The sequence below is a fragment of the Pseudoxanthomonas sp. PXM01 genome (genome assembly GCF_014851815.1).
Lineage (GTDB): Bacteria > Pseudomonadota > Gammaproteobacteria > Xanthomonadales > Xanthomonadaceae > Pseudoxanthomonas_A.
Genome location: NZ_JACVAJ010000002.1, coordinates 1,027,348 through 1,053,644, shown reverse-complemented (window position 1 = coordinate 1,053,644; position 26,297 = coordinate 1,027,348). Strand labels below are relative to the sequence as shown.

The following is a 26,297-nucleotide window of genomic DNA, read 5'->3' as shown; positions in this document are numbered from 1 at the left end:
AGCGCGCAGTTGCGCCAGGACGGTGCGGTTGCCCTGTTCAGGTAAATGCGTTGAGGAACGTAATCGAGATTCTGAGGAACGGCCCGGCAATTGGTCTGATATCGGTAACACGCAGCAGTGGCGCGGGTTTTGCTCGCATTCATATTCGTGACATCACAACAGTGGCGAGTGAACCGCCCGGTTCTGTTTTGCAGTGCAGCGTGCAACACCTGTAACCCACCCTTCACGATGGCCCCGCATCCCGACGTGGGGGAGGGAGCAAGCCCGCAATAGCCTAGCTGTTGCGGGCTTTTTTATTGCCCGCGTCCACGGTCGCGCCATGGGGCGGGACGCTGGATTCCGGACGCGGGACGCCACGTCTGCGCCGATGCGGAAGGGTCGGGGAGTAGAATTGCCGCATGACCGATTCCGCCCGCCCGGCCAGCGCCCGGGAAATCCCCCTGCAGATCGTTTCCACCGTCGCCGCGGCCCCGCTCGAAACGGGCGCCAAGCAGCTGGGTGGCGACAAGATCGCGCGCTCGCCCGTCCAGTTCGCCGACGCCCCGGTGCTGCGCAAACCCTCGTGGATCCGCGTGCGCATCCCGTCCGACGGCTCGGTCGCCAAGCTCAAGGCCAAGCTGCGCGAGAACCGCCTGGTCACGGTCTGCGAAGAGGCCAGCTGCCCGAACATCCACGAGTGCTTCGGTCATGGCACGGCCACCTTCATGATCCTGGGCGAGGTCTGCACGCGCCGCTGCTCGTTCTGCGACGTCGCCCACGGCCGGCCGAAGCCGCCGGATCCGTCCGAACCGCTGAGCCTGGCGAACACCGTGGCCGACATGGGCCTGAAGTACGTCGTGGTGACCAGCGTGGACCGCGACGACCTGCGCGATGGCGGTGCCCAGCACTTCGTCGACTGCATCACGGCCATCCGCGAGCATTCGCCGGCCACGCGCATCGAGATCCTCACCCCGGATTTCCGCGGCAAGGGCCGCATGGACCGCGCGCTGGAGATCCTGGCGGTCAACCCGCCGGACGTGTTCAACCACAACATCGAAACGGTGCCGGAGCTGTACACGAACGTCCGTCCCGGCGCCGACTACCAGTGGTCGCTGACCCTGCTGCAGCGCTTCAAGCAGCAGCATCCGCACCTGCCCACCAAGTCCGGGATCATGCTCGGCCTGGGCGAGACCATGGAGCAGGTTCAGGGCACGCTGCGCGACCTGCGTGCGCACGACGTCGACATGGTCACCATCGGTCAGTACCTGCAGCCCACGCCACATCACCACCCGGTGCTGCGCTACTGGACCCCGGACGAGTTCAAGGCACTGGAGGACTACGGCATGGCGCTGGGCTTCAGCCATGTCGCTTCCGGTCCGCTGGTGCGTTCGTCGTACCACGCCGACCAGCAGGCCGCGCAGGCCGCCTTCACCGCCCGCCACGCGGGCTGAACCGCCTGCACGACGTGTGACGTCGGGCCATGCCCGGCGGGTTTCCCGCGCCCGCTGTCCGGGTCGTGGCAGTGCCGCGGTTCACCTTTCCCTACATCGTGGCCCTTAGGCTGCCGATAGGCAGATGACAACGCGCGCAACTTTGTGCACTGTCCTTCTGTCGAATCCGCAATCCGTTCCAGCCTGACGGGCCCCCGGGCCACGAGTACGCAATGACACTGAAGAAAGCCCCCCTCCTGCTGCTGGCCCTGGCCCTGTCGACCCCGCTGGCGCTGCTCGCGCGCGGCGATGGCGATGCGATCACGGTGGCCCCCACCGCCGACCAGGCCAACACGTCCAAGCTCGTGTACGGCCTGCTGTCCGACAGCCGCTACGCGTACCGGCCGCGCCCGCTGGATGACACGCTGTCGCAGGAAGTGTTCAAGCGGTACTTCGAGGCGCTCGATGGCGGCAAGCAGTTCTTCACCGCGGCGGACGTGGCGCGCTTCGCGCCGTACAAGACCAAGATGGACGACGCCATCCGCTCGGGCGACCTGGCGCCGGCGTACGAGATCTTCACCGTCTACAAGCAGCGCGTCGGCCAGCGCGTGGCATTCGCGCGCGCGCTGCTGAAGCAGGACTTCGACTTCACCGGCGACGAACGCTGGGAGTACGACCGCGAGGACGCGCCGTGGGCCGCAGACGGCAAGGCGCTGGACGCGATCTGGCGGAAGTCGGTGATGAACGACTGGCTGCGCCTGAAGCTGGCCGGCAAGAAGCCCGACGACATCCGCAAGACGCTGGACAAGCGTTATGCGAACCTGCAGCGGAGCATCAACGAACTGAAAACCGAGGATGTCTTCCAGACCTTCCTCAACGCCTACACCAGCGCGATCGATCCGCACACGGATTACTTCACCCCGCGCACCGCCGAGAACTTCAACCAGTCGATGTCGCTGTCGCTGGAAGGCATCGGCGCGGTGCTGCAACGGCAGGACGACCTGGTGGCGATCCGCGAGATCGTGCCGGGCGGACCGGCGGATCTCAGCGGCAAGCTGAAGATCGGCGACCGCATCGTCGCCGTCGGCCAGGGCAAGTCCGGTCCGATGACCGACGTGATCGGCTGGCGCATCGACGATGTGGTGGCCCAGATCCGCGGCAAGAAGGACACCCAGGTCCGCATCGAGTACATCCCGGTCGAGGCGGGCATCGACGGCAAGCACGCGCAGGTCACCATCACCCGGCAGAAGGTCAAGCTGGAGGAGCAGGCGGCCAAGGCCGAGACCATCACACTGCCGGCCAGCGGTGACGAACCGGCGCGACGCATTGGCGTGATCAAGCTGCCCGCGTTCTACCAGGACTTCGAAGGCCGTCGCCGCAACCCGAACGACTTCAATTCCGCGACCCGCGACATCGCCAAGCTGCTCGCCCAGTTCAAATCGCAGGGTGTCGACGGCGTGGTGATGGACCTGCGCAACAACGGCGGCGGTTCGCTGGACGAGGCGGTGGAGCTCACCGGCCTGTTCATCGACAAGGGGCCGGTGGTGCAGGTGCGCGAATCCGGTGGCCGGGTGACCGTCAACAGCGACCGCAAGACCGGCGTGGCATGGGACGGCCCGCTGGCCGTGCTGATCAACCGCGGGTCCGCGTCGGCATCGGAGATCTTCGCCGGCGCCATCCAGGACTACGGACGCGGCTTGGTGATCGGCGAGACCAGCTTCGGCAAGGGCACCGTGCAGAACATGGTCGACCTGGACCGCTGGCCTGCGAACGAGGCACCGCGTTTCGGTTCGGTCAAGCTGACCATCGCCCAGTTCTTCCGCGTGGCCGGTGGCAGTACGCAGCACAAGGGCGTGGTGCCGGACATCGCGTTCCCGGTCAGCGTCGACGCCAGCGAGTACGGCGAGAGCACGTACGACAATGCGCTGCCGTGGACGCGGATCGCCGCGGTCCCGCACACGCAGTACGGCAACTTCGCGCCGCTGCTGCCGAAGCTGGAGGCGCTGCATGCGGCGCGCTCGGCCAAGGACAAGGAGTTCCAGTGGTGGTCCGAGGACGTGGCGCAGTTCCGTGCTGAAGCCGCCAAGAAGTACGTCTCGCTCAACGAGGCCGAGCGTCGTGCCGAACGCGATCGCCAGGACACCCAGCGCAAGCAGCGGCAGGCCGAACGCAAGACGCTGGGACTGGCGCTGGATCCGCTCGCCGAAGATCTGGCCGATGACGGTCTGGGCGCCTCCGAGCGCGACATCGTGAAGGATGCGCAGCGCGAGAAGCTCGCCGACAAGCGCCCCGATCCGCTGTTGCGCGAATCGGCCACGATCCTGTCCGACGCCATCGGCATCCTGGGACAGGACCGCAAGCTGTCGGCGCAGGTGCTGCCCGATTCGCCGGGTCCGGGCCGTTGGGCCCAGTGACGATCAGCGCAGGGATCCGTTCCCTGCGCAAGATCCGGATAGCCCGACCGCGGCGCGCGCCCTAGTCTGGGCGCATGGACACCATGCCGCGCCGATCACTCCCCCCTCCATCCGCCAGTTCCAGCGATCCGCTGGAGCTGGCGCGCCGCCTGCTCGACGAAGGCGAACCCTCGCTGTCGGACCTGGCCTCGCGCACCGGCCTCAGCGCTTCGCACCTGCAGCGCCGCTTCCGTGCCCGCTTCGGACTGAGTCCGGCGGAGTACCTGGCGAGGAAGAAGCTGGGCACCTTGAAGAGCGCCCTGCGGGAAGGCCGTGACGTCACCACCGCGTTGTACGACGCGGGCTACGGCTCGCCCTCGCGGTTGTACGAACAGGGCGCCGCCAAGCTGGGCATGACGCCGGCCACCTACCGCGCGGGCGGACACGGCGTGGCCATCCGCTGGACGCTGGTCGACACGGTGCTGGGCCGCACGCTGGTGGCGGCCACCGAGCGTGGCATCTGCGCGGTGGAACTGGGCGACGACGATGCCGTGCTTGAGCAGCGGCTACGGGAGGAGTTTCCGCTGGCGCAACTGGAGCGCGTCGAGGCTGGTCGCGACGATTTCCTCGCGCCGCGGCTGCGCGCAGTGGCGGAACGGTTGGCGGGTGGCGACGCCGAGGTGCCGGTGGACCTGCTCGGCACCGGCTTCCAGCAGCGCGTCTGGGATGCGCTGATGAAGATCCCGCTGGGCGAGACGGTCAGCTACGCGGGCCTGGCGCAGTCGCTGGGTGCGCCGCGCGCCGCACGCGCGGTGGCCAGTGCCTGCGCGCACAACCGCATCGCCGTGGTCGTGCCCTGTCACCGCGTGATCCGCGGCGACGGTTCACTCGGTGGCTATCGATGGGGACTGCCGCGCAAGCAGCAGCTGCTCGCACGCGAGCAGGCCTGAACCCGTCCGCGTCCGGCTTGAGCTGGATTCAAGGCGGGCGGGAAAGGTTTCAAGCGCGGCGCGGCCACGCTGTCATCCCGCATGCGGACCGCTGGCCTAGAATGCGTGCACGTCGTCCTTCCCCCGAAACTCCATGACCTCGCCCGTTTCCGCCGCCGCGCCCGCGCGTGGCGGTCTTGCCGTCGCTGCCGCCCTCGCCATCGTCTACGTGGTGTGGGGCTCGACCTATCTCGGCATCCGCTTCGCCCTCGAAGGCGGCTTTCCACCCCTGCTGATGGTGTCGGGCAGCCGCTTCGTCGTGGCGGGCCTGGTGATGTTCCTGTTCCTGCTGTGGCGCGGCGTCGCGCCGCCGACGCGCGCGCAGTGGAAGAATCTGCTGGTGATGGGAGCGCTGCTGTTGCTGATGGGCAATGGGATGGTGGTGCTCGCCGAGCAGACCGTGTCGTCCGGGCTGGCCGCGGTCGCCGTGGCGTCGATGCCGTTGTGGATGGGCCTGTTCGGCGCGATGCGCGGCCAGCATCCGACGAAGGGCGAGTGGCTGGGCATCATCGTCGGCTTCGCGGGTGTGGTCTGGCTCAACGCCGGAAGCTCGCTGACCGGCTCTCCCGTCGGCCTGGTGCTGCTGCTGATCGCGCCGATCGCCTGGGCCTACGGCTCGGTGTGGTCGCGCGGACGCGATCTGCCGTCGCCGTTCATGACGGCAGCGGCGCAGATGCTGGCGGCCGGTGTGATGCTGGTGGTCGCCGGGCTGCTGCATGGCGAGCGCTTCAACACGGCGGACTGGACGTTGAACGGCGGGCTTGCGGTCGCTTATCTGGCGGTGTTCGGTTCGATCATCGCGTTCACCGCCTACGTCTGGCTGCTGCACCATGCACGCCCGGTGCTGGTGGGCAGCTATGCCTACGTCAATCCGGTGATCGCGGTGGCCCTCGGTGCCTTCATCGCCGGCGAGACGTTCACCTCGCATGATCTCGGCGCGATGGCGGTGATCCTCGCTGGCGTCGTGGTCATCACGCTGGCGCGTGCGCGGCAATCGAAATGAGCGCTGCTCCCATCGACCGCAAGGGACTGGCGATCACCGCCGGCACGTTCCTGATCTGGGGCGTGGTGCCGCTGTACTGGCATCTGCTGAAAGCGGTGCCGTCGTTCCACATCATTGCGCACCGCATCGTCTGGAGTGCGGTGCTGGTCATCGGCTGGCTGTTGATCAAGAACGGGCGCGGCTGGTGGCGGCAGGTGCGTGCCCAGCCGCGCGCGGTGCCGCTGCTGGGCGTCAGCAGCCTGCTGATCGCGTTCAACTGGGGCCTGTACATCTGGGCGGTGAACGCGGGGCATGTGGTGGAAACCAGCCTCGGCTACTTCATCAATCCGCTGATCAACGTGGTGCTGGGCGTGCTGGTGCTGCGCGAGCGCCTGACGCCCGCGCAGTGGATCGCGGTGGGCTTCGCGCTGGCCGGTGTGGCGTGGCTGACGCTGCAGGCGGGCTCACCGCCGTGGATCGCACTGGGCCTGGCGTTCTCGTTCGGCCTGTACGGGCTGGTGCGCAAGCTGGTCGCGGTGGACCCGGTGGCCGGCCTGGGCGTCGAGAGCCTCTATCTGTTCCTGCCCGCACTGGCCTATGTGGTCTGGGGCGAGTTCGGCCACGGGGGCGGTTTCGTCAGCGGCTACGGCTGGAAGAACGACCTGCTGCTGATCTTCGGTGGCGTGGTGACGGCGGTGCCGCTGATCGGCTTCGCCTACGGCGTGCGGCGGATTCCGCTGTCGGTGGTCGGGCTGCTGCAGTACATCGCGCCCAGCATCCAGCTGCTGATCGGCGTGCTGGTGTTCCGCGAGGCTTTCGGCATCGAGCGCGCGATCGGTTTCGCCGCCATCTGGACCGGCCTGGTGATCTTTGCCAGCGATGGCCTGTGGCGCGCCCGCCGCCGCGATGCGGTCGTGGCGACCGCACCGGGACGCTAATCAGCCGGATGTCCTCGCCGCCGGCGTGGGACAGGGGCCGCCAGCGTCCTTCCAGGTCTTGAAGGCGGCGACGAACTGGTCGTGCGGCACCGGCACCGGCGCGCGTTCGCCACCGGGATTCCAGCCCCACAGCACCAGCTTGTCCTCGGCCACGTGCTTGAGCAGCGCGTCGAAGTCGCGGTCGCCGTTGCGCTTCTTGTCCTGGATCATCTCGCACAGCTGGTCGGCCGGCAGGCCGATCCACGCCATCTTGTGATCCGGCGGCGGCAGCTGCCAGTGCGGCGCGCCGGGTGGCGCATGCGGGCCGTAACTTGCCGGCGCGTTCTGTTCGGCGTGGCAGGTGGAACAGGGCAGGCCAGGCGCGCCCTTGCCCTCGGGGCCACGCGTGACGTTCATCGCGTGCGGCGTCTGCGCATCGAACTGCAATGGCGCGTCGCCGGGAATGTGGCAGTTGCTGCAGCGCGGATGCTGGAACACCTGCTCCACCGTCGCGAACGCGGTCAGCGCCTGCGCTCTTTGCTCTTCGCTGATGCGGGGCTTGCAAGCCACCAGCAGGAGGACGATCAACGACATCATCAGGATGCGCATGGCGGGCCTCAGGCAGTCGGGGTGGAGGAGGCAGGCGTCGGCAGGCGCAACGGCAGTTCACGCAGGCGCTGTCCGGTCAGCTTGAACACCGCATTCGCCACCGCCGGTGCGATCGGCGGTGTGCCGGGCTCGCCGACGCCGCCCATCTTCTCGGTGCTCGGCACGATGTGCACCTCGACCCTGGGCATCTCGTGCAGGCGCAGCACGCGGTAGTCGTGGTAGTTCGACTCCTGCACCTGGCCCTCCTTCAGCGTCAGCGCGCCATGCAGGGCCGCACCGAGGCCGAACACGATGCCGGATTCCATCTGCGCTTCGACGGCGCCCGGATTCACCGCCACGCCGCAGTCGATCGCGCAGACCACGCGGTGCACGCGGATCTGCCCATCCTCGACCGAGACCTCGGCCACCTGCGCGACGTAGCTGCCGAACGATTCGTGCACGGCGACGCCGCGCGCACGGCCCTGCGCGGCGGGTGTGGTCCAGCCTGACTTTTCCGCGACGAGGTTCAAGGCCGCGAGGTGGCGCGGGTGATCCTTCAGCAGCGTGCGGCGGTACTCCACCGGATCCTTGCCGGCGGCATGCGCCAGTTCGTCCACCAGGCTTTCCATCACGAAGCCGTTGACGCTGTGCCCCACCGAGCGCCACCACAGTACCGGAATGCCGGTCTTGGGCGAATGCAGGTCCACGCGATGCGCGGGCGTGCCGAGCACGTAGGGCGAATCGGCGACGCCCTCGGTCGAGGTGGCATCGATGCCGTTCTTCACCATCATCGCTTCCATGAAGGTGCCGGCCATGATCGACTGGCCCACCATCACCTGATGCCAGGCGACCGGCAGGCCGTCTTCGCCCAGGCCGACCTTGGCTTTTTCCACGAAGGCGGAGCGGTAGTAGCCGCCGCGCGTATCGTCCTCGCGCGTCCACACGGTCTTGACCGGTGCTTTCGCCGCCCTGGCCACCTCCACCGCCTCCGACACCACGTCCGAGGTGGGTGTGGCGCGACGACCGAAACCGCCGCCGAGGAACGGGGTGTGGATGCGGATCTTCTCTGGCGGGATGCCAAGGATCTTCGCGGTGCTGTTCTGGTCCAGCGTCGGGAACTGCGTGCCGCACCAGATATCGCACTCGCCGTCCGCGATCTTGACGGTGCAGTTCAGCGGTTCCATCGCGGCATGCGCGAGATAGGGCACGGCGTACTCGGCATCGACGGTCTTCGCGGCCTTGCTCAGGGCGGCGATGACGTCGCCCGCGCGGGCGGCCGTCGGGCCCTCCTCGGTCGCCAGCTGCGAGAACTGTTGCCGCAACGCCACGCTGTCGAGCTTGGCGCCGTCACCGGCCTCCCAGACCACCTGCAGTGCATCGCGGCCGAGCTTGGCGGCCCAGAAGTGCTCCGCCACCACGGCCACGCCGCTGGGCACCTGCACCACATCGCGCACGCCGGGCACCGCGCGCGCTGCGGTGGCATCGAACGATTTGACCTTGCCGCCGAACACCGGCGAGCGCAGCACCACCGCCGTCAGCAGGCCCTCGAACTGAATGTCCATGCCGAACTTCGCCTTGCCGGTGATCTTCTCCGGCGTGTCCAGCCGCTTGGTCGCCTTGCCGATCAGCTTCCAGTCCTTGGGATCACGCAACGTCAATGCGTCCAGTGCCGGTGGCGTCTGCTTGCCGGCCTCATCGGCCAGTTCGCCGTAGCGCAGGCGCGTACTGCCGGACACGACGGCGCCGTTCTCGGTGTGGAGCTGGTCGACGGGCACGTTGAGCCGCGCGGCGGCGGCCTGCAGCAGCATCGCGCGCGCGGTCGCGCCGGCCTGCCGGTAGCGGTCGAACTCGGACCACGTGGTCGTCGAGCCGCCCGTGCCCTGCATGCCGAACACCGGACTGGTGTAGGCCTTGTCCGCGGGGCCGTGTTCGACGCGGATCTTCGACCAGTCGGCGTCGAGTTCCTCGGCGATCAGCATCGGCAGCGTGGTCCAGATGCCCTGGCCCATTTCGGCGTGCGCGAGCAGCACGGTGATCGAATCGTCGGCTGCGATGCGCAGGAAGGCATTGGGTACGAACGCGGGCGCCGCGGCGGCTTGCGCTTCCTGTGCCCAGGCGAAGCGGCGGGCACCGGGCACGGCGATGGCGACCACGAGTCCGCCGCCGACGATGGCGGTGGAGCGCAGGAAACCGCGGCGCGAGGATTTCAGTTCAAGGTTCACGGAAACACCCTCCGTCGAACATCGGATCGGAGCCGCGGCAACGCATGCCGCGGCGGCGTGGGATCAGGCTTTGCCGAGCTCGGCTGCGCGATGCACCGCGGCCCGGATGCGCTGGTAGGTGCCGCAGCGGCAGAGGTTGCCGGACAGTGCGTGGTCGATGTCGCTGTCGGTCGGTGTCGGCACCACCGCCAGCAGCGCCACGGCCGACATGATCTGGCCGGACTGGCAGTAGCCGCATTGCACGACGTCCAGTTCGGCCCATGCCTTCTGCACGGGATGCGAACCGTCGGCCGACAGGCCTTCGATGGTGGTGATCTTCTTGCCGGCAACGGCGGACGCGGGCGTCACGCAGGCGCGCAGCGGCGAGCCATCGACATGCACGGTGCAGGCACCGCATTGGGCGATGCCGCAGCCGAACTTGGTTCCGGTGAGGCCCATCAGGTCGCGCAGGACCCAAAGCAGCGGCATGTCGTCGGGCGCATCGATTTCGCGCTCGGACCCATTGACGTTCAACTTCATGGTGTCTCCCTGGCGGCGGCGTGGGACCGGTCGACGATACTCCGGCCCCCCGTGGCCTGCCAGTGAAAACGTGCGTCGTCGCTTGCACGATCCTCCGGCATGCTTGCCCGATGCGCCCGGGCACCCGTAGACCGTTGCCATCGGGCCCGCGCTTGCGCCATCGTGGTGCGCATGTCGGTCGCCCGCCATCCGCTGGAAGTCTCCGCGCGCGCCAACGAAGCGCGCGATGGCAGCGCGCTGGTCGTGGTTGTCTCGACCGAAGGGTCGACCTACGTGCGGCAGGGCGCGATGGCGGTGTTCGCTGCCGATGACACGCAGACCGGCTGGTTGAGCGGCGGCTGCCTGGAACCCGAGATCGCGCGCCGCGCGCGGCAGGCAGTGGCCGACGGCCATCTCGACGCGATGGAGATCGATACGCGCGACGACGAGGACCTGCTGGCCGGCTCTGCTGTCGGCTGTCGAGGACGACTGCATCTGACATTGCTGCCGCTGGATCGGCTGCCGGGCTGGCCGCAGGTCGTGCAGGCGTGGTGGCGGGGCGAAGGTCCGCTGGCGCTGCGCGTGTATGCGGATGGCGCGGTGCAGGCGGCGGCGGGCGAGATACGGCGGCAATGGACGCTGCCGCTGGCCGCCACGGACGCCGCCGTGATTGGCGAAGTGACGATCGCACCGCCGCCGCGCGTGGCGCTCTTCGGTGCCGGGCCGGAAACGCGGATCCTGGTCGCGTCGCTGCGGCAGCTCGGCTGGCATGTCACCGTGATCGAGCGGCGCACGCGCTGGATTCCCGCGGATGATGTCGCCGATGCCTGGCTGATGCTGTCGCCCGGCGATGCGCTGCAGGGTCTTCATCCCGCCCCGGATGCCGCGCTGGTGATGCACCACCATTTCGAACACGACCGCGACGCGCTGGAGGCGCTCGCGCGCACGACGATCCCCTTTGTCGGCCTGCTGGGTCCGGTGCGACGGCGCGAAGATCTGCTGTGCGTGATTCCCGCCCCGTTGCACGCCACGCTGTCATCGCGCCTGCGTTCGCCGATCGGCATGAGGCTTGGGGGGCAGGGGCCCGAAGCGATTGCGCTCAGCATCACGGCGCAGTTGCAGGCGTGGCATCACGGCGAATCGGCATGACCGCGACACATGCCGCCGTCGTGCTGGCGGCGGGTGGAAGTACGCGACTGGGACGCCCCAAGCAGTTGCTGACGCGGGATGGCGAGACGCTTGTGCATCGGGCTGCGCGTCTCGCACTGGCGTCGGGTGCGACACGCGTGCTGGTCATCGTCGGAGCGTATGCGGACGACGTCGACGCCGCAGTGAGCGACCTGGCCGTGGAGTGCCTGTTCAACGCGCAATGGAACGCGGGGCTGGCAGGAAGCGTGCGCGTCGCCGCGGCGGAACTCGCTGCGCATGATCGCGCGACGTTGCTGGTGACCTGCGACCAGCCGGCCTTGGAGGTCGTACATCTGCAGGCACTACTCGAAGCAGCGCATCACGCGCCGTCGGGTTCCGCCGCGACGCGGCTCGGCGATCGCGTCGGCATCCCTGCGGTCGTCGCACCGACGCTGCTGCGTGCCGCGATGGCTGCGCAGGGAGACCGCGGATTGCGCGATGCGCTGAATGCCGCGGGTGCGGACGTCATCGCCTGCGATGCCCCGGATCTCGCTTTCGATGTCGACATGCCGGCGGACGTCGCTTCGGCAGTGTCGCGAGGCTGGCTCGATCCGCTGAAGTGAAGAGGGTGCCGGTTGTGCCGGCGCCCTCCGGGTCGTGCCTCAGATCGCGCGCAGTGCCTGCGTGATCGGCAGGCGTGCGGCCCGCAGTGCCGGGAACAGGCCGCCCACCAGGCCGATGCCGAGCGCCCACTTCAGCCCGCTCCACAGCAGCTCCGGCGTGACCTTGAACTGGAACACCACCTGGCTGAAATTGCTGCCCAGCGTGGCGACGCTGTAGCCGTTGAACACCACCCACGCGATCAGGCCGCCCAGCAGGCCGCCCAGCAGCGCCAGCAGCATCGTCTCCAGCATCACCGCCATCACCACCGGCAGGCCACGGAAGCCGATCGCCCGCATCGTGGCGATTTCGCGCGCACGGCCGGCGACGGCGGCGTACATCGTGTTGAGCGCACCGAACACCGCACCGATCGCCATGATGGTGCCGATCACCGTGCCGAGCACCTTGATCAGCGTGTTCAGGCCGGTCGACTGCTTGGTGTAGTAGTCACGCGTGGTCAGCACGTCCAGCTTCAGGCGCGGATCGTTCTCCATCGCTTTCTTGAACTGGTCGAATCCCGCCTTGCCTTCGGTGCGCACGGTGACCGACTGGTAGGCGCGGCGGTCGTAGGCCGACGACAGCGTGTCGATGTCGGTCCACAGTTCCGAGTCGTGCGCATCGCCGGAGGCGAACACGCCGACCACCGTCCACTCCTGGTTGCCGAGTTTCAATGTCTTGCCGACGTCGAGGCCGCGGTACTGGCCCTTGGCGCCCTGGCCGACCACGATCTCGCGCACGCCGACGTTGAACTTGCGGCCTTCGGTCAGCTTCACCTGCGGACGGATCGCCCACGCTGCCTCACTGACGCCACGGAATTGCGCGTTGGCGTCCTCGCCGGTGCTGGCGGTCGGCAGGTTGACGATCTGCGACAGTTCCGGCGACAGCAGCGCACGCCCGTCCTTGCCCTTGGCCACGCCGGCCAGCGTGGAGATCAGCGGCACCTGGTCGCGGCTGATGACCGAGTTGGTCTCCGCCTGCGAACCGCCACGGAGCACGATGGCGGTGTCGTCGCCGCCGGTTTGCTTGAGCGTGGCCGAAAAGCCTTCGCCCATCGCCAGCATCGCCACCAGCACGCCGACCACGCCGGCGATGCCGACCACGATCACCGAGGAGGCGCCCCAGCGCTGCGGCAGGCTGGCGATGCCGATCTTCGCCGCTTCCAGCGACAGCCGTCCGCTGCGGGTGAGGAACAGCCAGAGCACCAGCAGCACGGCGATGCCGAGCACTGCAAACCACGGCAGCACGATCCACACGCCCAGGCCGACGATCAGCGCCACGATGGAGACGAGGTTGCCCAACCATTGCTTCTTCATGTCATGTCTCCTGTCAGCGACCGGCCAGTGCGTCGACGATTTTCAGGCGCATCGCGCGCGTCGCCGGCAGTGCGCCGACGATCAGGCCGATCGCCACCATCAGCCCAAGACCCACACCCCACGTCTGTGCCGGGATGGTGGGCAGCGCGATCATGCCGTTGCTGGCGCCGCTGAGCACCGGAATGATGGCCGAGGCGATCAGCATGCCCAGCACGCCGCCCAGCACGATCAGCAGCACCGATTCCACCAGTACCAGCACCAGCACGGTGCCGTTGGTGAAGCCGAGCGTCTTCAATACCGCGAGTTCCGGGATGCGTTCGCGCACGGCCTGCGCCATGGTGTTGCCGGTCAGCAGCAGCAGGGTGAAGAACACCGCCGCCATGATCGCGGTGACGATCAGGCCGATGTCGGCGAACTGCTTGGCGAAGGACTGGTTGAAGGCCTGCTCGGTCTGCGTCTTGGTCTCGTGCGCGGAGTTGGCCGAAATCGCGTCGATGGCATTGGCCACGCGGGTGGCGTGGTTCACGTTGTCCAGCTTCACCATGTACCAGCCGATCTGGCCGTTGACGTACTGGTTGGCCTCGTCGAAGTACTTCCAGTGGAACAGCAGCTGGTTCTCCTCACCCTTGCGCTTGCTGTCGGACAGCTTGAAGGTGCCGCGCAGCGTCAGCGGCCAGGCGTTGCTGCCGTCCTTCTGCGGGAAGATCGTCGCCTGCAGCGGGATGGTGTCGCCGACCTTCCATCCGAAACGCTTCGCCAGGTTCTCGCCGACGATGGCGCCGGTGCGGTCGGCTTCCCACGCCTTCAGCTGGGCGGGATCGATGATGTATTCCGGATACATGTCCATGTAGCCGGGGCCGACCGAGAAGTTCGGGAAGAAGTTCTTCGGGTCCTTGTAGATGCCGCCGAACCACGCGGCATAGGCGCTCTTCTTCACGCCCGGCGTCGCGTCGATGCGGGCCGCCAGGCTGTACGGGAGCATCTGCGTGATCGACAGCCGCGACGCCACGACCAGACGGTCCGCGCCAGCGACGCTGCCGCCGGAGTTGAACGCCACGCGCACCGAGTCCAGCAGGCCGAACAGCAGAAAGGCCGCGACCACCGACAGCAACGTCAACGACGTCCGCGTCTTGCTCCGGAACAGCGCCGACCATATCAGCGAGAAATATTTCATGTCCGCCTCCGATCAGTGCGCGGCCGGCGTGTCGGCCAGTTCGCCCTTGTCCAGGTGGATGGTGTGGGTGGCGTATTCCGCCGCCTTCGGATCGTGCGTGACCATGATGATGGTCTTGCCGTGCTCGCGGTTGAGCATCTGCAGCAGGTTGAGGATGTCCTCGGCGGACTGGCGGTCGAGGTCGCCGGTCGGTTCGTCGCAGATCAGGAAGGTCGGGTCGGACACGATGGCGCGGGCGATCGCCACGCGCTGCTGCTGGCCGCCCGACAGTTCGTTGGGGCGGTGCGACTTGCGGTCGGCCAGGCCGACCAGCTGCAACGCGATCTCCGCATTGCGCTTGCGCTGCGCGCCACCGAGCTTGGTCAGCAGCAGCGGCAGTTCGACGTTGCGCTGCGCGGTGAGCGTGGGCATCAGGTTGTAGAACTGGAACACGAAGCCGACGTGCGAGCTGCGCCAGTGCGCGAGCTGGCCATCGTTCATCCGGTCGATGCGCTGGCCTTCGATCTCGATCTCGCCGCCGCTGGGCGTGTCCAGGCCGCCGATCAGGTTGAGCAGGGTGGTCTTGCCGGAGCCGGACGGGCCCATCAGCGCGACGAAGTCCCCGTGCGGGATGTCCAGGTCGATGCCGTGCAGCACCTGCACCTTCTCGGGGCCGCGCTGGTAGGTCTTGGTGAGGTTGCGGATGGAAACCAGGGAAGACATCGGCAAGGTCCTTGTTGGAGGCGGGAAGGCGAACGGCGATGCTGCGGTTCAAACAGGGCGGAATCCGTCCTCGATGGACGTGACCCGCCCGTCATGCGACGAAGGACGCCGCACGGGATCGACAGGCGCCGGTGGGGCGGCGCGGGTGTTTCCGGTGATTCGCCGCACGAGGCAGAACCTCACGCGGCGAGCGCCTTACTCGGTGTCTTCGGCCAGCACGACCTTGGCGCCGTCCTTCAGTTCGGCGGGCGGGTCCAGCACGACGGTTTCGCCGGCCTGCAGTCCGTCGGTGACGTGCACATCATCGCCGAGCTTGCCGGCCACCTTCAGGCCGCGCTGCTGCACCGTGTCGTCGTCGCCGACCACGAAGGCCACCTGCGTGCCTTCACGCTCGACCACGGCGCCGCCGGGCGCACGCACGCCCTTGGGTTGCTCGGCCTGCTGCGGCTTGGCGGCTTCCAGGAAGCTCACGCGCACGCCCATGTCCGGCACGATGCGCGGATCCTTCACGCTCAGCGCGACGCGTACCTTGACGGTGGCCTTGCTGCGGTCGGCGGTCGGGATGATCGCGATGACTTCGCCGGGGATCTGCCAGTCGGGATAGGCGTTCAGCGTGGCCTGGATCGGCATCTTCGGCTGCACGCGGCCGATGAAGGACTCGTTGACCTCCACTTCCACTTCCAGCGACTCCATGTCGACGATGGTGCCGATACCGGTGCGGGTGAAGCCGCCGCCGGCCGACAGCGGCGAGACGATTTCGCCCGGCTGCGCGGCCTTGGCGATCACGACGCCGGCGAACGGGGCGCGCACGATGGTGTTGTCCAGGCCGATGTCGGCGATCTTCAGGCGGTCGGCGGCGGTACGCTCGTTGCGCTGCGCGGTCTGCAGCTGCGCGCGCAGCAGGTCGCGCTGGGCGACGGCCTGGTCGTACTGCGCTTTCGACACCAGTTGCTGCGCGACCAGCGACGACAGCCGGCGCGCATTGGCTTCGGCTTCCACCAGTTGCGCCTGCACGCCCGTCGTCTGGCTGCGCGCAGCCTGCAACTGGCTCTGCGACAGGGCGCGGTCGGCGTCGGCATCGATCGGTTCCAGCCGCGCCAGCACCTGGCCGGCCTCGACCCGCATGCCTTCCTCGATCAGCACTTCCTGCACCTTGCCGGTGACCTTGGCCGAGACCGTTGCCATGCGCCGCGCGACCACGTACCCGGAAGCATCCAGCACCGAAGCGGCCGCACCGCCACCGCCCAGCGCGACCGTGGGCGCGGTGCGGACTTCCAGCGGCTTCTCGCGGCCGAGCACGGCCCAGGCCGCCGCGGCGAGCACCAACAGCACGACGACCACGCCCAGCGTGATCCACAGGCCACGACGCGACGGTGGGGCCGGGGGCGGCGCCTTGCGGTCGATGCGGAGTTCCTTCAGCAGATCGGCAGACGTATTCATGCGTATCCAGACGGTGAATGCGGGGAAGTGTGACCAGCAAGGGTAACGGAAGCCTAGTTGCCGGAAGTCACTTCATGCGGGGAGGGCCGTTCCGGGCGCTCCACGGGGCGCATCCTGGGCCAGCGGCTGTCCGCATCCCAGTGACAAGTGTCAGGTGATTCGCCTGAGGGGCCGCACTCATCACGGGGTGGTTGGATCGGCACGATGGCCACACCCTCCGGCGAGACCGTCGCATGAACGTCGCAAGCCTCACTACCGCACCGCTGGCCCGCCTGCGCGGCGTGCGCCACCACTATGGCAAGACCCTGGCGCTGGACGGCCTGGACCTGGCGCTGCCTGCCGGCGAGGTACTGGCCCTGCTCGGACCGAACGGTGCCGGCAAGACCACCGCGATCAGCCTGCTGCTGGGCCTGCAGCGCGCCGATGCCGGCACCGCCGACCTGTTCGGCCTGCCGCCGCAGTCGCTGGACGCGCGCCGCCGCGCCGGCGTGATGCTGCAGAGCGCCGCCGTGCCCGACACGCTGAAGGTGCGCGAGCTGATCGATCTGACGCGCACCTACTACCCGCAGCCGCGCAGCGTGGCCGACCTGGTCGCGCTGGCCGCCCTCGATGGCTTGATGGAGCGCCGCTACGGCCAGCTCTCCGGTGGCCAGCAGCGGCGCGTGCAGTTCGCGCTGGCGGTGTGCGGCCGGCCGGAACTGCTGTTCCTCGACGAACCCACCACCGGCCTCGACATCGACGCGCGCCAGACGCTGTGGAAGGCGATCCGCGAGTTGCGCGCGCAGGGCTGTGCGGTGTTGCTGACCACGCATTACCTGGAAGAAGCCGAAGCGCTGGCCGACCGCGTCGTGGTGGTCAACCACGGTCGCGTCGTCGCCGAAGGTACGGTCGCGCAGATCCGCGCGCGCGTCGCGCAGCGCCGCATCCGCTGCACCAGCGCATTGCCGGCCGCGCTGGTACAGGGCTGGCCGGGCGTGCAGCTCGCGCAGCGCGACGGCGCACGGCTGGAGGTCATTGTAGAAGCCGCCGAGGCCGTCGTCCGTCGCCTGCTGGCCGAGGACGCCGCGCTGTCCGATCTGGAAGTGCAGCGCGCCGGCCTGGCCGACGCCTTCCTCGCCCTCACCCGTGATGCCGCCACCCAGGAAGCCGCCTGATGGACATGACCGCCGCCGTTCCGTTCTCCTCCACGCGCGCCTATGTGCTCGAAGCGCGCTACGAATTCCTGCGCCTGCTGCGCACGCCGTCGTTCTCGCTGCCGTGCCTGCTGTTCCCGCCGGTGTTCTACCTGCTGTTCGGCGTGCTGCTGGGCGGCAAGGGCGGGCCCGCCGCCGCGCAGTACATGCTGGCGGGCTACAGCGTGTTCGGCGTGATGGGCGTGGCGCTGTTCGGTTTCGGCGTCACCGTGGCGATGGATCGCGAACAGGGCCTGCTGACATTGAAGCGCGCGCAGCCGATGCCGCCGGGCGCCTACCTGGTCGCGAAGATGGCGATGGCGGTGCTGTTCGCCGCGATCATCCTGCTGCTGCTCGCGGTGCTGGCCGTGGGCGTGGCCGGCGTGCGCCTGTCGGCGCTGCAATGGCTGGCGCTGGTGGCGACCTGCCTGGTCGGCGTGCTGCCTTTCAGCGCGCTCGGCCTGTGGCTGGGCACGCTGGTGAGCGGACGCGGTGCGCCGGCGCTGATCAACCTGGTCTACCTGCCGATGGCGTTCCTGTCGGGCCTGTGGGTGCCGCTGACGATGTTGCCCGGCTTCCTGCAGACCGCTGCGCCCGCATGGCCGGCGTATCATCTGGCGCAGATCGCGCAGAAGGTGGTCGGCGTGGATGCGGGACGTCCGCTGCTGCTGCATGTCGCCGTGCTGGTCGCGATCACCGTGGTGTTCTTCGTGCTGGCGCACCGCCGCCTGGCGCGTTGAGCCGGCCGGCACAAGGAGTCGTCGATGAACCTGCTTGCCTCTCCGCTGCTGCGCTCGCTCACCCGCGCGCGGGATCGCCTGGTACCCGAGGCGTTGGGTCTCGGCTGGATGCCCATCTTCCTGCTGGGTTACCTCGTGTTCCTGTTCGTGCCGCTGCTGGTGCAGTCCAATGCCAACTGGGGCCAGAGCGTGCGCTGGTACCTGTGGCCCACGCTGCTGTCCGTCGCGGTGTTCCTGCCGATGTACTTCCTCGCGTACCGCGGCAGTGCGATGACGCGCGTGCTGTGCACGCTGGGCATCGCCGCGCTGGGCTACGGCCTGATGTCGTTCAATGCGTTTTCCAACACCTACGTGATCTATGCGGCGGCCTTCGTGGCGCTGCTACCCGGCAGGCTGTGGACACGCGTGGGCGCATTGTTCGCACTGCTGGGCGGCTATTGTGGGATGGCGGCATGGCTGGGTTTCCCCGCTTTCGTGCCGGCGGTGACGGCGATCATCTCGGTGGCGGTGTTCACCGGCAACTACTTCCAGTCCGAAACCGTGCGCAAGCGCGCCGAGCTGAAGCTGTCGCACGATGAAGTCCGCCGCCTGGCCGCGTTGGCGGAGCGCGAGCGCATCGGCCGCGACCTGCACGACCTGCTCGGCCACACGTTGTCGCTGGTGGCGCTGAAGTCCGATCTCGCCGGGCGCCTGGTCGAGCGCGATCCGCAGGCCGCGCGCAACGAGATCAACGAGGTCAGCCGCGTGGCCCGCGATGCGCTGGCGCAGGTGCGGCGTGCGGTGACCGGCATCCGTGCGGCCGGGCTGGCCGCCGAACTGGCGTCGGCGAAACTGCTGCTGGAATCGGATGGCGTCACCCTGCGCTACGAGGCGCAGGAAGCGGTGGTGCCGCCGGATCTGGAAACCGTGCTCGCGCTGGCGCTGCGCGAAGCGGTCACCAACATCCAGCGCCATGCGCGGGCCACGCTCGCCGAGGTGTCGTTGACATCGACCGACGCGCAGGTGCGCCTGCGCATCCGGGACAATGGCGTCGGCAGTGCCGCGGTGCCAGGGAACGGCTTAGCCGGCATGCGCGAACGGGTCGAATCGCGGGGTGGGCAGTTACGCATCGATTCCACCTTGCGGCAGGGTACGAGTGTGGAGATCGTGCTGCCGCTGCCGTCGCGGGATACCGCGATGTCCGTCGAGCGGCAGCCAGCGAGCGCGGAAGCCGGTGTGGGAGCGACGTAAGTCGCGATGGCAACATCCCGGATGGTTCAGAGGTGTGGAAACGTGGCGAGGCGCCCGGGCGCGGATTCCAAGCGATCGCGACTTACGTCGCTCCCACCTCTGAATTCCCCGCTTCGCCACAGGGTGAGATGGCTCCCAAGACCCTGCACGATTTGCTAGCGTGTCGCGCAACCTTCCCGCCCTGACGTTCCGATGATCCGCGTCCTGCTCGCCGAAGACCAAGCCATGGTGCGTGGCGCGCTGACCGCGCTGCTGGGCATGGAGACCGACATCGAGGTGGTCGGCAGTGCGGCGGATGGCGAGACGGCGTGGCGCGAGCTGCAGCGGCTGAAACCCGACTTGCTGGTCACCGACATCGAGATGCCGGGACTGAGCGGGCTGGAACTGGCGCAGCGCATACAGCGCCACGAGATGGCGTGCAAGGTCGTCATCGTCACCACGTTCGCGCGCGGCGGTTTCCTGCGACGTGCGCTCGATGCCGGCGTGTCCGGCTACCTGCTGAAGGATGCGCCCGCCGAAGACCTGGCCGAGGCGTTGCGCAAGGTGCATCGCGGTGGCCGCGCCATCGATCCCCAACTCGCGCTGGAAGCGTGGTCCGATGCCGACCCGCTCAACGACCGCGAGCGTCAGGTGCTGCGGCTGGCGGGCGAGGGCCAGTCGGCCGGCGACATCGCGAAGCAGTTGAACCTTTCGCAGGGCACTGTGCGCAACTACCTGTCCGAGGCGATCGGCAAGCTGGGCGTGGCCAACCGCATCGAGGCCTACCGGATGGCGCGCCAGCGCGGTTGGCTGTAGCCCCTGCAAGATGTGCCGTGGTTGGCACTTCGGATGTGCGCCGGGTTGTCTCGCCGGACAGTGCGACCTAGTCTGCACCTGACCGTTGCTGCCCCCACTCTGCAATGCCCCTGCGCCATCGCCACGCCAACCGCATCGGCCTGCTCGTCGCAGCCGCGATCTTCGTCCTGATCGGGGTGGGGGTCCTGTTGGGTGCGCAGCGTTTCATCGGCGATGCCAACCGGGTTTCGCACACCAATGAAGTCATCGCGCTGGTCGGTGCCATCGAAGCGCACCTGCGCGACGGCGAGTCGGCCCAGCGCGGTTACCTGCTGACCGCGGACGTCGACTACCTGGCCGATTACCAGCGCAGCCGCAGTGATCTGCCGGAGATGATCGCCGCGCTGCAGTCGCTGGTGCGCGACAATCCGGAGCAGACGCGGCGCGCACTGGCATGGAAGATCGAGATCGAGCGCCGGCTGGGCCAGATGGACGCCACGCTGGGCAATTACGCGACGGGCGGCCTGCCTTCCGCGCAACGCTCGATCGGGCAGGAGGTGCGGCGCACGTCGGCGGCGCTGCGCGCACAGGCCCGGCAACTGGTGGCCACCGAGCGGCAGTTGCTCGTGCAGCGCGCCGCGTCCAGCCGGAACAGCGCCACCCTGCTGCGCGCGCTCGCGATCCTCGGCATCCCGCTGGGCCTGATCATCATCGCCGTGGTCTACAGCCTGCTGGTTGGCGAGATCCGCCGTCGCGCGCGTGCCGAGGACGCCGGCGACCAGGCGCGGGCCGAGCTGCTGGACAACATCGACGCGCTGGAGCGCCAGGGCACCGATCTCAATGAACTGAGCCGTTACGGCGGCATGTTGCAGAGCTGCGTCAGCGTGGAAGAAGCCGTCGGCCTGGCCACGCAGTATTTCTCGCGCCTGCTGCCGGATGCCGGCGGTACGCTGTACCGCGTACGCGCCTCGCAGGACTACGCCGAAGAGGTCGCCCACTGGGGCGAGCACGCGCTCAATGGGCCGGCGATGTTGCCGCTGTCGGACTGCTGGGCGCTGCGGCGCGGCCAGCCGCATGTGCACCGCGCCCATCACGAACTGCTGCCGTGCGCGCATGTGGCCACGCCGACGCTCGGGGCCACGCCCACCTACGTCTGCGTGCCGCTGATTGCGCAGGGCAGCCAGCTGGGCCTGCTGTACCTGTCGGGGCACGATGACGCCTTCCTCGCCCGCATGGACCTGGTGAAGACCGCCGCCGAGCAGTTGTCGATGGCGCTGTCGAGCCTGGAGCTGCAGTCGCGCCTGCGCGTGCAGTCGATCCGCGAACCGCTGACCGGCCTGTTCAACCGGCGCTACCTGGAAGAGTCGCTGGCGCGCGAACTGGCGCGCTGCGAGCGGCGCGGCATGCCGCTGGGCCTGATGATGCTGGACCTGGACCACTTCAAACGCTTCAACGACGTGCACGGGCATGCCGGTGGCGACGCCCTGTTGGCCGAGTTCGGCCGTCTGCTGCAGGCGCTCTCGCGCGACGAGGACATCGCCTGCCGTTACGGCGGTGAGGAGTTCACCCTGATCCTGCCCGAAGCCGATCCGATCACCGTGCAGGCGCGCGCCGAAGCGATCCGCGCCGGCGTGGAAGGCATGCGCGTGGTCCACCTGGGCCAGGAGCTGCCGCACGTCACCGTGTCGATCGGCGTGGCGATGTTTCCGCAGCATGGCGGACTGGGCGACACGCTGCTGCGGCAGGCGGACGTGGCGCTGTACCGCGCCAAGCACGCCGGCCGCAACCGGGTCGAGATCGCGGCGACCGACGTCGCCGTGGTTCAGGCCGTGGCGCCGTAACGCGCCTTCAGCATCGCGTACGCGCTGCGCAGCGCGAGCGCTTCACCGCCGGCGGGGCGTCCCGCGCGATCACTGTCGTTCCACGCGTAGACGTCGAGGTGCGCCCACTTCATGCCCTCGGGCACGAAGCGCTCCAGGTAAAGCGCCGCAGTGACGGCGCCGGCCATGCGCGAGCCGGCATTGGCCAGGTCGGCGATGCCGCTGGTCAGGTAGCGCAGGTACGGCCGCCACAGCGGCATGCGCCACACCGGGTCGCGCATGCGCTCGCCGGCCGCGATCCAGTCGTGGGCGACGGTGTCGTCGTTGGCGAACAGCGCCGGCAGGTCCGGGCCCAGCGCGATGCGCGCGGCGCCGGTCAGCGTGGCGAAGTCGAGCAGCAGGTCGGGCGACTGTTCGCCGGCATAGGCCAGCGCATCGCACAGGATGATGCGGCCCTCGGCATCGGTGTTGTCGATTTCGACGCTGACGCCCTTGCGGGTGGCGATCACTTCGCCGGGACGGAACGCATTGGGGCCGATGCTGTTCTCCACCGCCGGCACCAGCAGCGTCAGCCGCACCGGCAGTTGCCGCGCCATCACGAGGCGCGCCAGCGCGATGGCGTGCGCGGCGCCGCCCATGTCCTTCTTCATGTGGCGCATGCCATCGGCCGGCTTGATGTCCAGGCCACCGGTATCGAAGCACACGCCCTTGCCGACCAGCGCCACGTGCGGTCGCGAGGCATCGCCCCAGCGCAGCGCGATCAGGCGCGGCGCGCGGTGCGAGGCGCGGCCGACGGCGTGGATGGCGGGGAAATTCTGCGCCAGCAGCGCATCGCCGGCGATCACGTCCACCTCCGCGCCATGCGTGGCAGCGAGGTCGCGCACCGCGGCTTCCAGTTCGTCCGGGCCCATGTGCTCGGTCGGCGTGTTGACCAGGTCGCGCACCTGCAGGCTGGCGGCCAGCAGGTCCAGCGCCTCGGCATCGGCCTGCGGCAGCAGCAGGCGCGCGGGCTTGCGCGGCGGTTGCTTGTAGCGGTCGAACTTGTAGCTGCCCAGGCCCCAGCCGAGCTGCAGCGCGACGTGCGCGTCGTCGGACAGGTCGCCCGTCACCTCCCAGTCGCCCGCCGGCAGGCCGAAGGGCGCGTGGGCGTAGGCATACGGATCGAGGGGGTCGCCGATGCCGATCACCGCGCCGGCCAGTCCCTCCTCGCCGGGCAGCAGCAGCAGCGAACCGGGCGAGGCGGTGAAGTTCTGCGCGTCGATCCAGGCGTTGACCGCCGGCGACTGCGTCGCGCGCCAGGCGGCCAGATGCGTGCGTTCGAGCACGTGAAGCGGACGCGCGTGGGAGGAAGAGTCGGTGTAGGCGAGGGCAGCGCTCATGCGGCGGCGTGTTCCGTGGCGAAGTCGGGGTGGGCGTCCAGCCAGTCGGCCAGCGCGGTCAGGGTGGCGAATTCCAGATCGGGGCGCAGCGCGTCGTGCGGCCACCGTTGCGGCTGCCCGTCGTGGTCTTCCGGACGGTTGATCCAGCAGCTGCGCAGGCCGGCGTTCAGTGCGCCGACGACATCCATCTCGATATGGTCGCCGACGTGCAGCACCTCGGCCGGCGGCACATCGAGCAGGCCGCAGGCGGCATGGAAGATGCTGGCATCGGGTTTGGCCGCGCCGTGTTCGCGCGAGTGGATCTGGTGCTTGAACAGGTGGGTCAGCCCGATCCGCTGCAGGTCGGCGTTGCCGTTGGTGACCGCGGCGACCGGCAGACGGGCGGCGATGCGTTCCAGCGCGACGAGGGCATCGGGGTAGTACTCGACCTGGTTGCGCGCGGCGTAGAAGGTTTCGTAGGCCGGTTCGAGCAGGGCCATGTCGGCGCCGCTCTCGCGCAGGGCGTGTTCCAGGGTCATCCGGCGCAGCCGGCTGAGGTCGTGCTTGTACTGCGGGTGGGCGAGGAAGATGTCCTCGCGCACGGCGCGCATGCGGTCGATGGGGAACATGTCGGCCGTCGCGGGGCTGTGTTCGCGCAGCCAGTCGTCGAGCACGCGTTCGATCCGGGCGCCGATGGGGGCGAACGGCCAGAGGGTGTCGTCGAGGTCGAGGGTGATGGCGCGGACAGGGAAGCTCATCGGGGCGATTTTACACCCGGGCGGGCAGCGGTCCTTTCACCGGGCTGTGGTTCAGCCCCTCTCCCAGCGGGAGAGGGGGTGGGGAGAGGGCCAACGAAGTCCGTTGGCTGTCCGAGCTATTGGCCTGTCCAGGCCGTCGCGTTGGATTGTCGGGCCTGTCGGGATGTTTCTTCAGCAGCCAGGCATGGCGCCGCTCGCCGCGGGGGCCTTCTTTCTTTGCTTGTGCAAAGAGAGAAGCAAAGAAACACACCCCAGGCGGCACGCCCTCCGCTGCGCTCCGAGTCCGCGAGTGGCCCGGGAATTTTCGTATGGCACGTCCCTGTGCCATACGAAAACGCCGTCATCCATGACGGCGCCCTGCGGGTTTTACCCGGCCCACTCGCCGTGCCTCATGGGGACCCGAGAGCAAGACCAACAGCACAGGCGCGCCTTGATTTCTCCGCTGTGGCTTTTGGGCCCCCTGAGGTCCGGCAGTCCCGGCGGGTAAAACCCTGCAAGGGCGCCGCACAAGGATGTGCGGCGTTTTCGGCCGGGGCAGGATGCCCCGTCCGAAAATTCCCGCCGGGACTGCGCACCCGCCGCCTGCGGCGGGCGGACCGTCGGGGTGTGCTTTCTTTGCCTACTTTCTTTGCACAAGCAAAGAAAGTAGGGCCTCCGCGGCGAGCGGCGCCATGCGTCCACGAAGAGGATCCGTCACGCAAGGCTCATGGAACCCACGGTATCGCGGACGTGGTTCCAAACTGAGATCGGGCAAGACAGGGTCTCCGTTGCCCCTCACCCCAACCCCTCTCCCGATGGGAGACGGGCATCAATCACTCCAGCAGACGGGCCCACCCTTCCATCCCTTCCACCCGTGCCAACACCAGCTTCACGCACACCAGCAGCGGCACCGCCAGCAACAGGCCGATGATTCCCCACAGCCATCCGAACAGCATCAGCGCCAGGATCAGCACCAGTGGCGACAGCGCCATCCGCTTGCCCAGGATGATCGGGGTGATGATCTGGCCCTCGATCGTGTGCAGCACCAGATAGGCGATCGCCGGCAGCATCGACTGCAACGGCTGCTCGAAGCTGATGAAACCCACCAGCAGCATCGCCACCATCCCGATCAGCGGCCCCACGTAGGGCGCGAAGTTCAGCAGCGCCGCCATCGTGCCCCACAGCAGCGCCTCGGCCAGCGGCAGGCCCAGAAGGTACAGCACGCCGGCGAACACGAAGCCCACCACCGTGTTGATGATGCTGATGGTCAGCACGTAGCGCGATACCTCGCGCTCGATCGAATGCAGGATCTCCACGGTGAACTTCTTCTGCTGCCGCCCGGGCAGCAGCGCGATCGCGTTGCGCTGCAGGTTCTCGCCGTAGACCATGAAGAAGAACGTCAGCAGCACCACCGCCAGCAGCGAGGCCAGCACGCGCGGCGTGGCCAGCAGCTTGCGGTACGGATCGTCGACCGCGGCCTGCACCACCTGCGGCTGGCGATTCGAGGTCTGGCTGCCGGCCGCGGCGCGGGCGAAGTTCTCGGCGGCCTTGTTGGCGTCCTGCACCGGCTTGGTCAGTTCGCGCAGCTTGGGGGCCAGCTGGCGCATCTCGCGCGGCGCCTGCTGCGCCCATTCCATCGCCGACGGCAGCATCTTCTGGGCGAGCAGGCCGGTGAAGGCCATGCCGCCGACCAGCACGATCAACGCGCCGAGGAAACGCGGCACGTAGATCCGCCGCAGCGTGCGGATGATCGGGTTGCCGACCAGCGCGAAGAACATCGCCAGCAGCACCGGCAGCAGCACTTCCTGCGCAGCCCACAGCGTGTAGCCGACGGCGAGCGTCGCCAGCACCAGCAGCGGCGTCGACGCCCGCGGGCGCGAGGGCGGAGGGGCGACCGGGGCAGGCGGTGTGTCGGGTGGAGCGGGAGTGCTCATGGGCGGGTCGCGGCTGTCAGGGAGGCGCGATTGTGCGGCCTACCCTGTAGGAGCGACGTGAGTCGCGACCGGATGAGGTGGCGGTCAGGGCAGCCTCGGACGGGCCGATGCCTTTCC

General features: G+C 68.6%; 22 protein-coding genes. 12 read left to right on the top strand and 10 right to left on the bottom strand.

Annotated features, from left to right (window positions below):
* Positions 1 to 398: 398 nt before the first annotated feature.
* The 5 genes from lipA (at position 399) to rarD (ending at position 6,711) form a co-directional block, all read left to right on the top strand.
* The gene (gene lipA / locus IB230_RS14410) at positions 399 to 1,430 is read left to right on the top strand and encodes a lipoyl synthase (RefSeq protein ID WP_192273423.1); all 1,032 of its coding nucleotides are present in this window, start codon (positions 399 to 401) and stop codon (positions 1,428 to 1,430) included.
* Between the two features lie 212 nt (positions 1,431 to 1,642).
* A complete protein-coding gene (locus IB230_RS14405; RefSeq protein WP_192273420.1) occupies positions 1,643 to 3,823 on the top strand; it encodes a carboxy terminal-processing peptidase in 2,181 nt (726 codons plus the stop codon).
* An 83-nt stretch (positions 3,824 to 3,906) separates the two neighbouring features.
* The gene (locus IB230_RS14400) at positions 3,907 to 4,752 is read left to right on the top strand and encodes a methylated-DNA--[protein]-cysteine S-methyltransferase (RefSeq protein ID WP_192273419.1); all 846 of its coding nucleotides are present in this window, start codon (positions 3,907 to 3,909) and stop codon (positions 4,750 to 4,752) included.
* Between the two features lie 133 nt (positions 4,753 to 4,885).
* Positions 4,886 to 5,794: a drug/metabolite exporter YedA gene (gene yedA, locus IB230_RS14395; RefSeq protein WP_192273417.1), complete on the top strand. Its 909-nt coding sequence runs from the start codon at positions 4,886 to 4,888 to the stop codon at positions 5,792 to 5,794.
* Positions 5,791 to 6,711 (top strand): EamA family transporter RarD, encoded by a 921-nt coding sequence (rarD, locus tag IB230_RS14390; RefSeq protein WP_192273415.1) that lies wholly within the window; start codon positions 5,791 to 5,793, stop codon positions 6,709 to 6,711. Before yedA ends, rarD begins: the two co-directional genes overlap by 4 nt.
* Here the strand turns inward: rarD and IB230_RS14385 are convergent, their stop codons facing one another.
* The 3 genes from IB230_RS14385 to IB230_RS14375 form a co-directional block, all read right to left on the bottom strand.
* Positions 6,712 to 7,299 (bottom strand): hypothetical protein, encoded by a 588-nt coding sequence (locus IB230_RS14385; protein ID WP_192273413.1) that lies wholly within the window; start codon positions 7,297 to 7,299, stop codon positions 6,712 to 6,714.
* 8 nt (positions 7,300 to 7,307) lie between these two features.
* Positions 7,308 to 9,500 carry a xanthine dehydrogenase family protein molybdopterin-binding subunit gene (locus IB230_RS14380; RefSeq protein ID WP_192273411.1) on the bottom strand — a complete coding sequence of 731 codons (2,193 nt, stop codon included), beginning with the start codon at positions 9,498 to 9,500 and terminating at the stop codon, positions 7,308 to 7,310.
* A 63-nt stretch (positions 9,501 to 9,563) separates the two neighbouring features.
* Positions 9,564 to 10,019 carry a (2Fe-2S)-binding protein gene (locus IB230_RS14375; protein WP_192273409.1) on the bottom strand — a complete coding sequence of 152 codons (456 nt, stop codon included), beginning with the start codon at positions 10,017 to 10,019 and terminating at the stop codon, positions 9,564 to 9,566.
* Between the two features lie 171 nt (positions 10,020 to 10,190).
* On the opposite strand from IB230_RS14375, the gene IB230_RS14370 reads away from it, so the two are divergent.
* Both IB230_RS14370 and IB230_RS14365 read left to right on the top strand, forming a co-directional pair.
* Positions 10,191 to 11,147 carry an XdhC family protein gene (locus IB230_RS14370; protein ID WP_192273407.1) on the top strand — a complete coding sequence of 319 codons (957 nt, stop codon included), beginning with the start codon at positions 10,191 to 10,193 and terminating at the stop codon, positions 11,145 to 11,147.
* On the top strand, positions 11,144 to 11,749 hold the full coding sequence (locus IB230_RS14365; RefSeq protein ID WP_192273405.1) for a nucleotidyltransferase family protein: 606 nt from the start codon (positions 11,144 to 11,146) through the stop codon (positions 11,747 to 11,749). Before IB230_RS14370 ends, IB230_RS14365 begins: the two co-directional genes overlap by 4 nt.
* A 39-nt stretch (positions 11,750 to 11,788) precedes the next feature.
* Here the strand turns inward: IB230_RS14365 and IB230_RS14360 are convergent, their stop codons facing one another.
* From IB230_RS14360 to IB230_RS14345, 4 genes are all read right to left on the bottom strand, one after another.
* Positions 11,789 to 13,099, bottom strand: a complete 1,311-nt coding sequence (locus tag IB230_RS14360) for an ABC transporter permease (RefSeq protein WP_192273403.1) — start codon at positions 13,097 to 13,099, stop codon at positions 11,789 to 11,791.
* 13 nt (positions 13,100 to 13,112) lie between these two features.
* A complete protein-coding gene (locus IB230_RS14355; protein WP_192273402.1) occupies positions 13,113 to 14,273 on the bottom strand; it encodes an FtsX-like permease family protein in 1,161 nt (386 codons plus the stop codon).
* Between the two features lie 12 nt (positions 14,274 to 14,285).
* Positions 14,286 to 14,975 carry an ABC transporter ATP-binding protein gene (locus IB230_RS14350; protein WP_192273399.1) on the bottom strand — a complete coding sequence of 230 codons (690 nt, stop codon included), beginning with the start codon at positions 14,973 to 14,975 and terminating at the stop codon, positions 14,286 to 14,288.
* Positions 14,976 to 15,170: 195 nt separating this feature from the next.
* Positions 15,171 to 16,415: an efflux RND transporter periplasmic adaptor subunit gene (locus IB230_RS14345; protein WP_192273397.1), complete on the bottom strand. Its 1,245-nt coding sequence runs from the start codon at positions 16,413 to 16,415 to the stop codon at positions 15,171 to 15,173.
* Between the two features lie 233 nt (positions 16,416 to 16,648).
* On the opposite strand from IB230_RS14345, the gene IB230_RS14340 reads away from it, so the two are divergent.
* From IB230_RS14340 to IB230_RS14320, 5 genes are all read left to right on the top strand, one after another.
* Positions 16,649 to 17,569: an ABC transporter ATP-binding protein gene (locus IB230_RS14340; protein ID WP_192273395.1), complete on the top strand. Its 921-nt coding sequence runs from the start codon at positions 16,649 to 16,651 to the stop codon at positions 17,567 to 17,569.
* Positions 17,569 to 18,327: an ABC transporter permease gene (locus IB230_RS14335; protein WP_192273393.1), complete on the top strand. Its 759-nt coding sequence runs from the start codon at positions 17,569 to 17,571 to the stop codon at positions 18,325 to 18,327. The genes IB230_RS14340 and IB230_RS14335 overlap by 1 nt, the downstream gene beginning before the upstream one ends.
* A gap of 24 nt (positions 18,328 to 18,351) precedes the next feature.
* The gene (locus tag IB230_RS14330) at positions 18,352 to 19,557 is read left to right on the top strand and encodes a sensor histidine kinase (RefSeq protein WP_225589520.1); all 1,206 of its coding nucleotides are present in this window, start codon (positions 18,352 to 18,354) and stop codon (positions 19,555 to 19,557) included.
* A 192-nt stretch (positions 19,558 to 19,749) separates the two neighbouring features.
* Positions 19,750 to 20,352: a response regulator transcription factor gene (locus tag IB230_RS14325; RefSeq protein WP_192273391.1), complete on the top strand. Its 603-nt coding sequence runs from the start codon at positions 19,750 to 19,752 to the stop codon at positions 20,350 to 20,352.
* 104 nt (positions 20,353 to 20,456) lie between these two features.
* Positions 20,457 to 22,172 (top strand): diguanylate cyclase, encoded by a 1,716-nt coding sequence (locus tag IB230_RS14320; protein WP_192273389.1) that lies wholly within the window; start codon positions 20,457 to 20,459, stop codon positions 22,170 to 22,172.
* On the opposite strand, the gene IB230_RS14315 is transcribed toward IB230_RS14320, so the two are convergent.
* The 3 genes from IB230_RS14315 to IB230_RS14305 all read right to left on the bottom strand — a co-directional run bounded on the left by IB230_RS14315 (position 22,154) and on the right by IB230_RS14305 (position 26,180).
* On the bottom strand, positions 22,154 to 23,530 hold the full coding sequence (locus IB230_RS14315; protein WP_192273381.1) for a leucyl aminopeptidase family protein: 1,377 nt from the start codon (positions 23,528 to 23,530) through the stop codon (positions 22,154 to 22,156). The two genes, IB230_RS14320 and IB230_RS14315, sit on opposite strands and share 19 nt — an antisense overlap.
* Entirely contained in the window at positions 23,527 to 24,267 is a 741-nt protein-coding gene (locus IB230_RS14310; RefSeq protein ID WP_192273379.1) for an HAD-IA family hydrolase, read from the bottom strand. Before IB230_RS14310 ends, IB230_RS14315 begins: the two co-directional genes overlap by 4 nt.
* Before the next feature lie 812 nt (positions 24,268 to 25,079).
* Positions 25,080 to 26,180, bottom strand: coding sequence for an AI-2E family transporter (locus IB230_RS14305; protein WP_192273377.1), 1,101 nt, complete (start codon positions 26,178 to 26,180; stop codon positions 25,080 to 25,082).
* Between the last annotated feature and the right edge of the window lie 117 nt (positions 26,181 to 26,297).

Coding starts and splice junctions, on each gene's coding strand:
- lipA (WP_192273423.1), top strand. CDS start 399: ATGACCGATTCCGCCCGCCCGGCCAGCGCCCGGGAAATCCCCCTGCAG.
- IB230_RS14405 (WP_192273420.1), top strand. CDS start 1,643: ATGACACTGAAGAAAGCCCCCCTCCTGCTGCTGGCCCTGGCCCTGTCG.
- IB230_RS14400 (WP_192273419.1), top strand. CDS start 3,907: ATGCCGCGCCGATCACTCCCCCCTCCATCCGCCAGTTCCAGCGATCCG.
- yedA (WP_192273417.1), top strand. CDS start 4,886: ATGACCTCGCCCGTTTCCGCCGCCGCGCCCGCGCGTGGCGGTCTTGCC.
- rarD (WP_192273415.1), top strand. CDS start 5,791: ATGAGCGCTGCTCCCATCGACCGCAAGGGACTGGCGATCACCGCCGGC.
- IB230_RS14385 (WP_192273413.1), bottom strand. CDS start 7,299: ATGCGCATCCTGATGATGTCGTTGATCGTCCTCCTGCTGGTGGCTTGC.
- IB230_RS14375 (WP_192273409.1), bottom strand. CDS start 10,019: ATGAAGTTGAACGTCAATGGGTCCGAGCGCGAAATCGATGCGCCCGAC.
- IB230_RS14370 (WP_192273407.1), top strand. CDS start 10,191: ATGTCGGTCGCCCGCCATCCGCTGGAAGTCTCCGCGCGCGCCAACGAA.
- IB230_RS14365 (WP_192273405.1), top strand. CDS start 11,144: ATGACCGCGACACATGCCGCCGTCGTGCTGGCGGCGGGTGGAAGTACG.
- IB230_RS14360 (WP_192273403.1), bottom strand. CDS start 13,099: ATGAAGAAGCAATGGTTGGGCAACCTCGTCTCCATCGTGGCGCTGATC.
- IB230_RS14355 (WP_192273402.1), bottom strand. CDS start 14,273: ATGAAATATTTCTCGCTGATATGGTCGGCGCTGTTCCGGAGCAAGACG.
- IB230_RS14350 (WP_192273399.1), bottom strand. CDS start 14,975: ATGTCTTCCCTGGTTTCCATCCGCAACCTCACCAAGACCTACCAGCGC.
- IB230_RS14345 (WP_192273397.1), bottom strand. CDS start 16,415: ATGAATACGTCTGCCGATCTGCTGAAGGAACTCCGCATCGACCGCAAG.
- IB230_RS14340 (WP_192273395.1), top strand. CDS start 16,649: ATGAACGTCGCAAGCCTCACTACCGCACCGCTGGCCCGCCTGCGCGGC.
- IB230_RS14335 (WP_192273393.1), top strand. CDS start 17,569: ATGGACATGACCGCCGCCGTTCCGTTCTCCTCCACGCGCGCCTATGTG.
- IB230_RS14330 (WP_225589520.1), top strand. CDS start 18,352: ATGAACCTGCTTGCCTCTCCGCTGCTGCGCTCGCTCACCCGCGCGCGG.
- IB230_RS14325 (WP_192273391.1), top strand. CDS start 19,750: ATGATCCGCGTCCTGCTCGCCGAAGACCAAGCCATGGTGCGTGGCGCG.
- IB230_RS14320 (WP_192273389.1), top strand. CDS start 20,457: ATGCCCCTGCGCCATCGCCACGCCAACCGCATCGGCCTGCTCGTCGCA.
- IB230_RS14315 (WP_192273381.1), bottom strand. CDS start 23,530: ATGAGCGCTGCCCTCGCCTACACCGACTCTTCCTCCCACGCGCGTCCG.
- IB230_RS14310 (WP_192273379.1), bottom strand. CDS start 24,267: ATGAGCTTCCCTGTCCGCGCCATCACCCTCGACCTCGACGACACCCTC.
- IB230_RS14305 (WP_192273377.1), bottom strand. CDS start 26,180: ATGAGCACTCCCGCTCCACCCGACACACCGCCTGCCCCGGTCGCCCCT.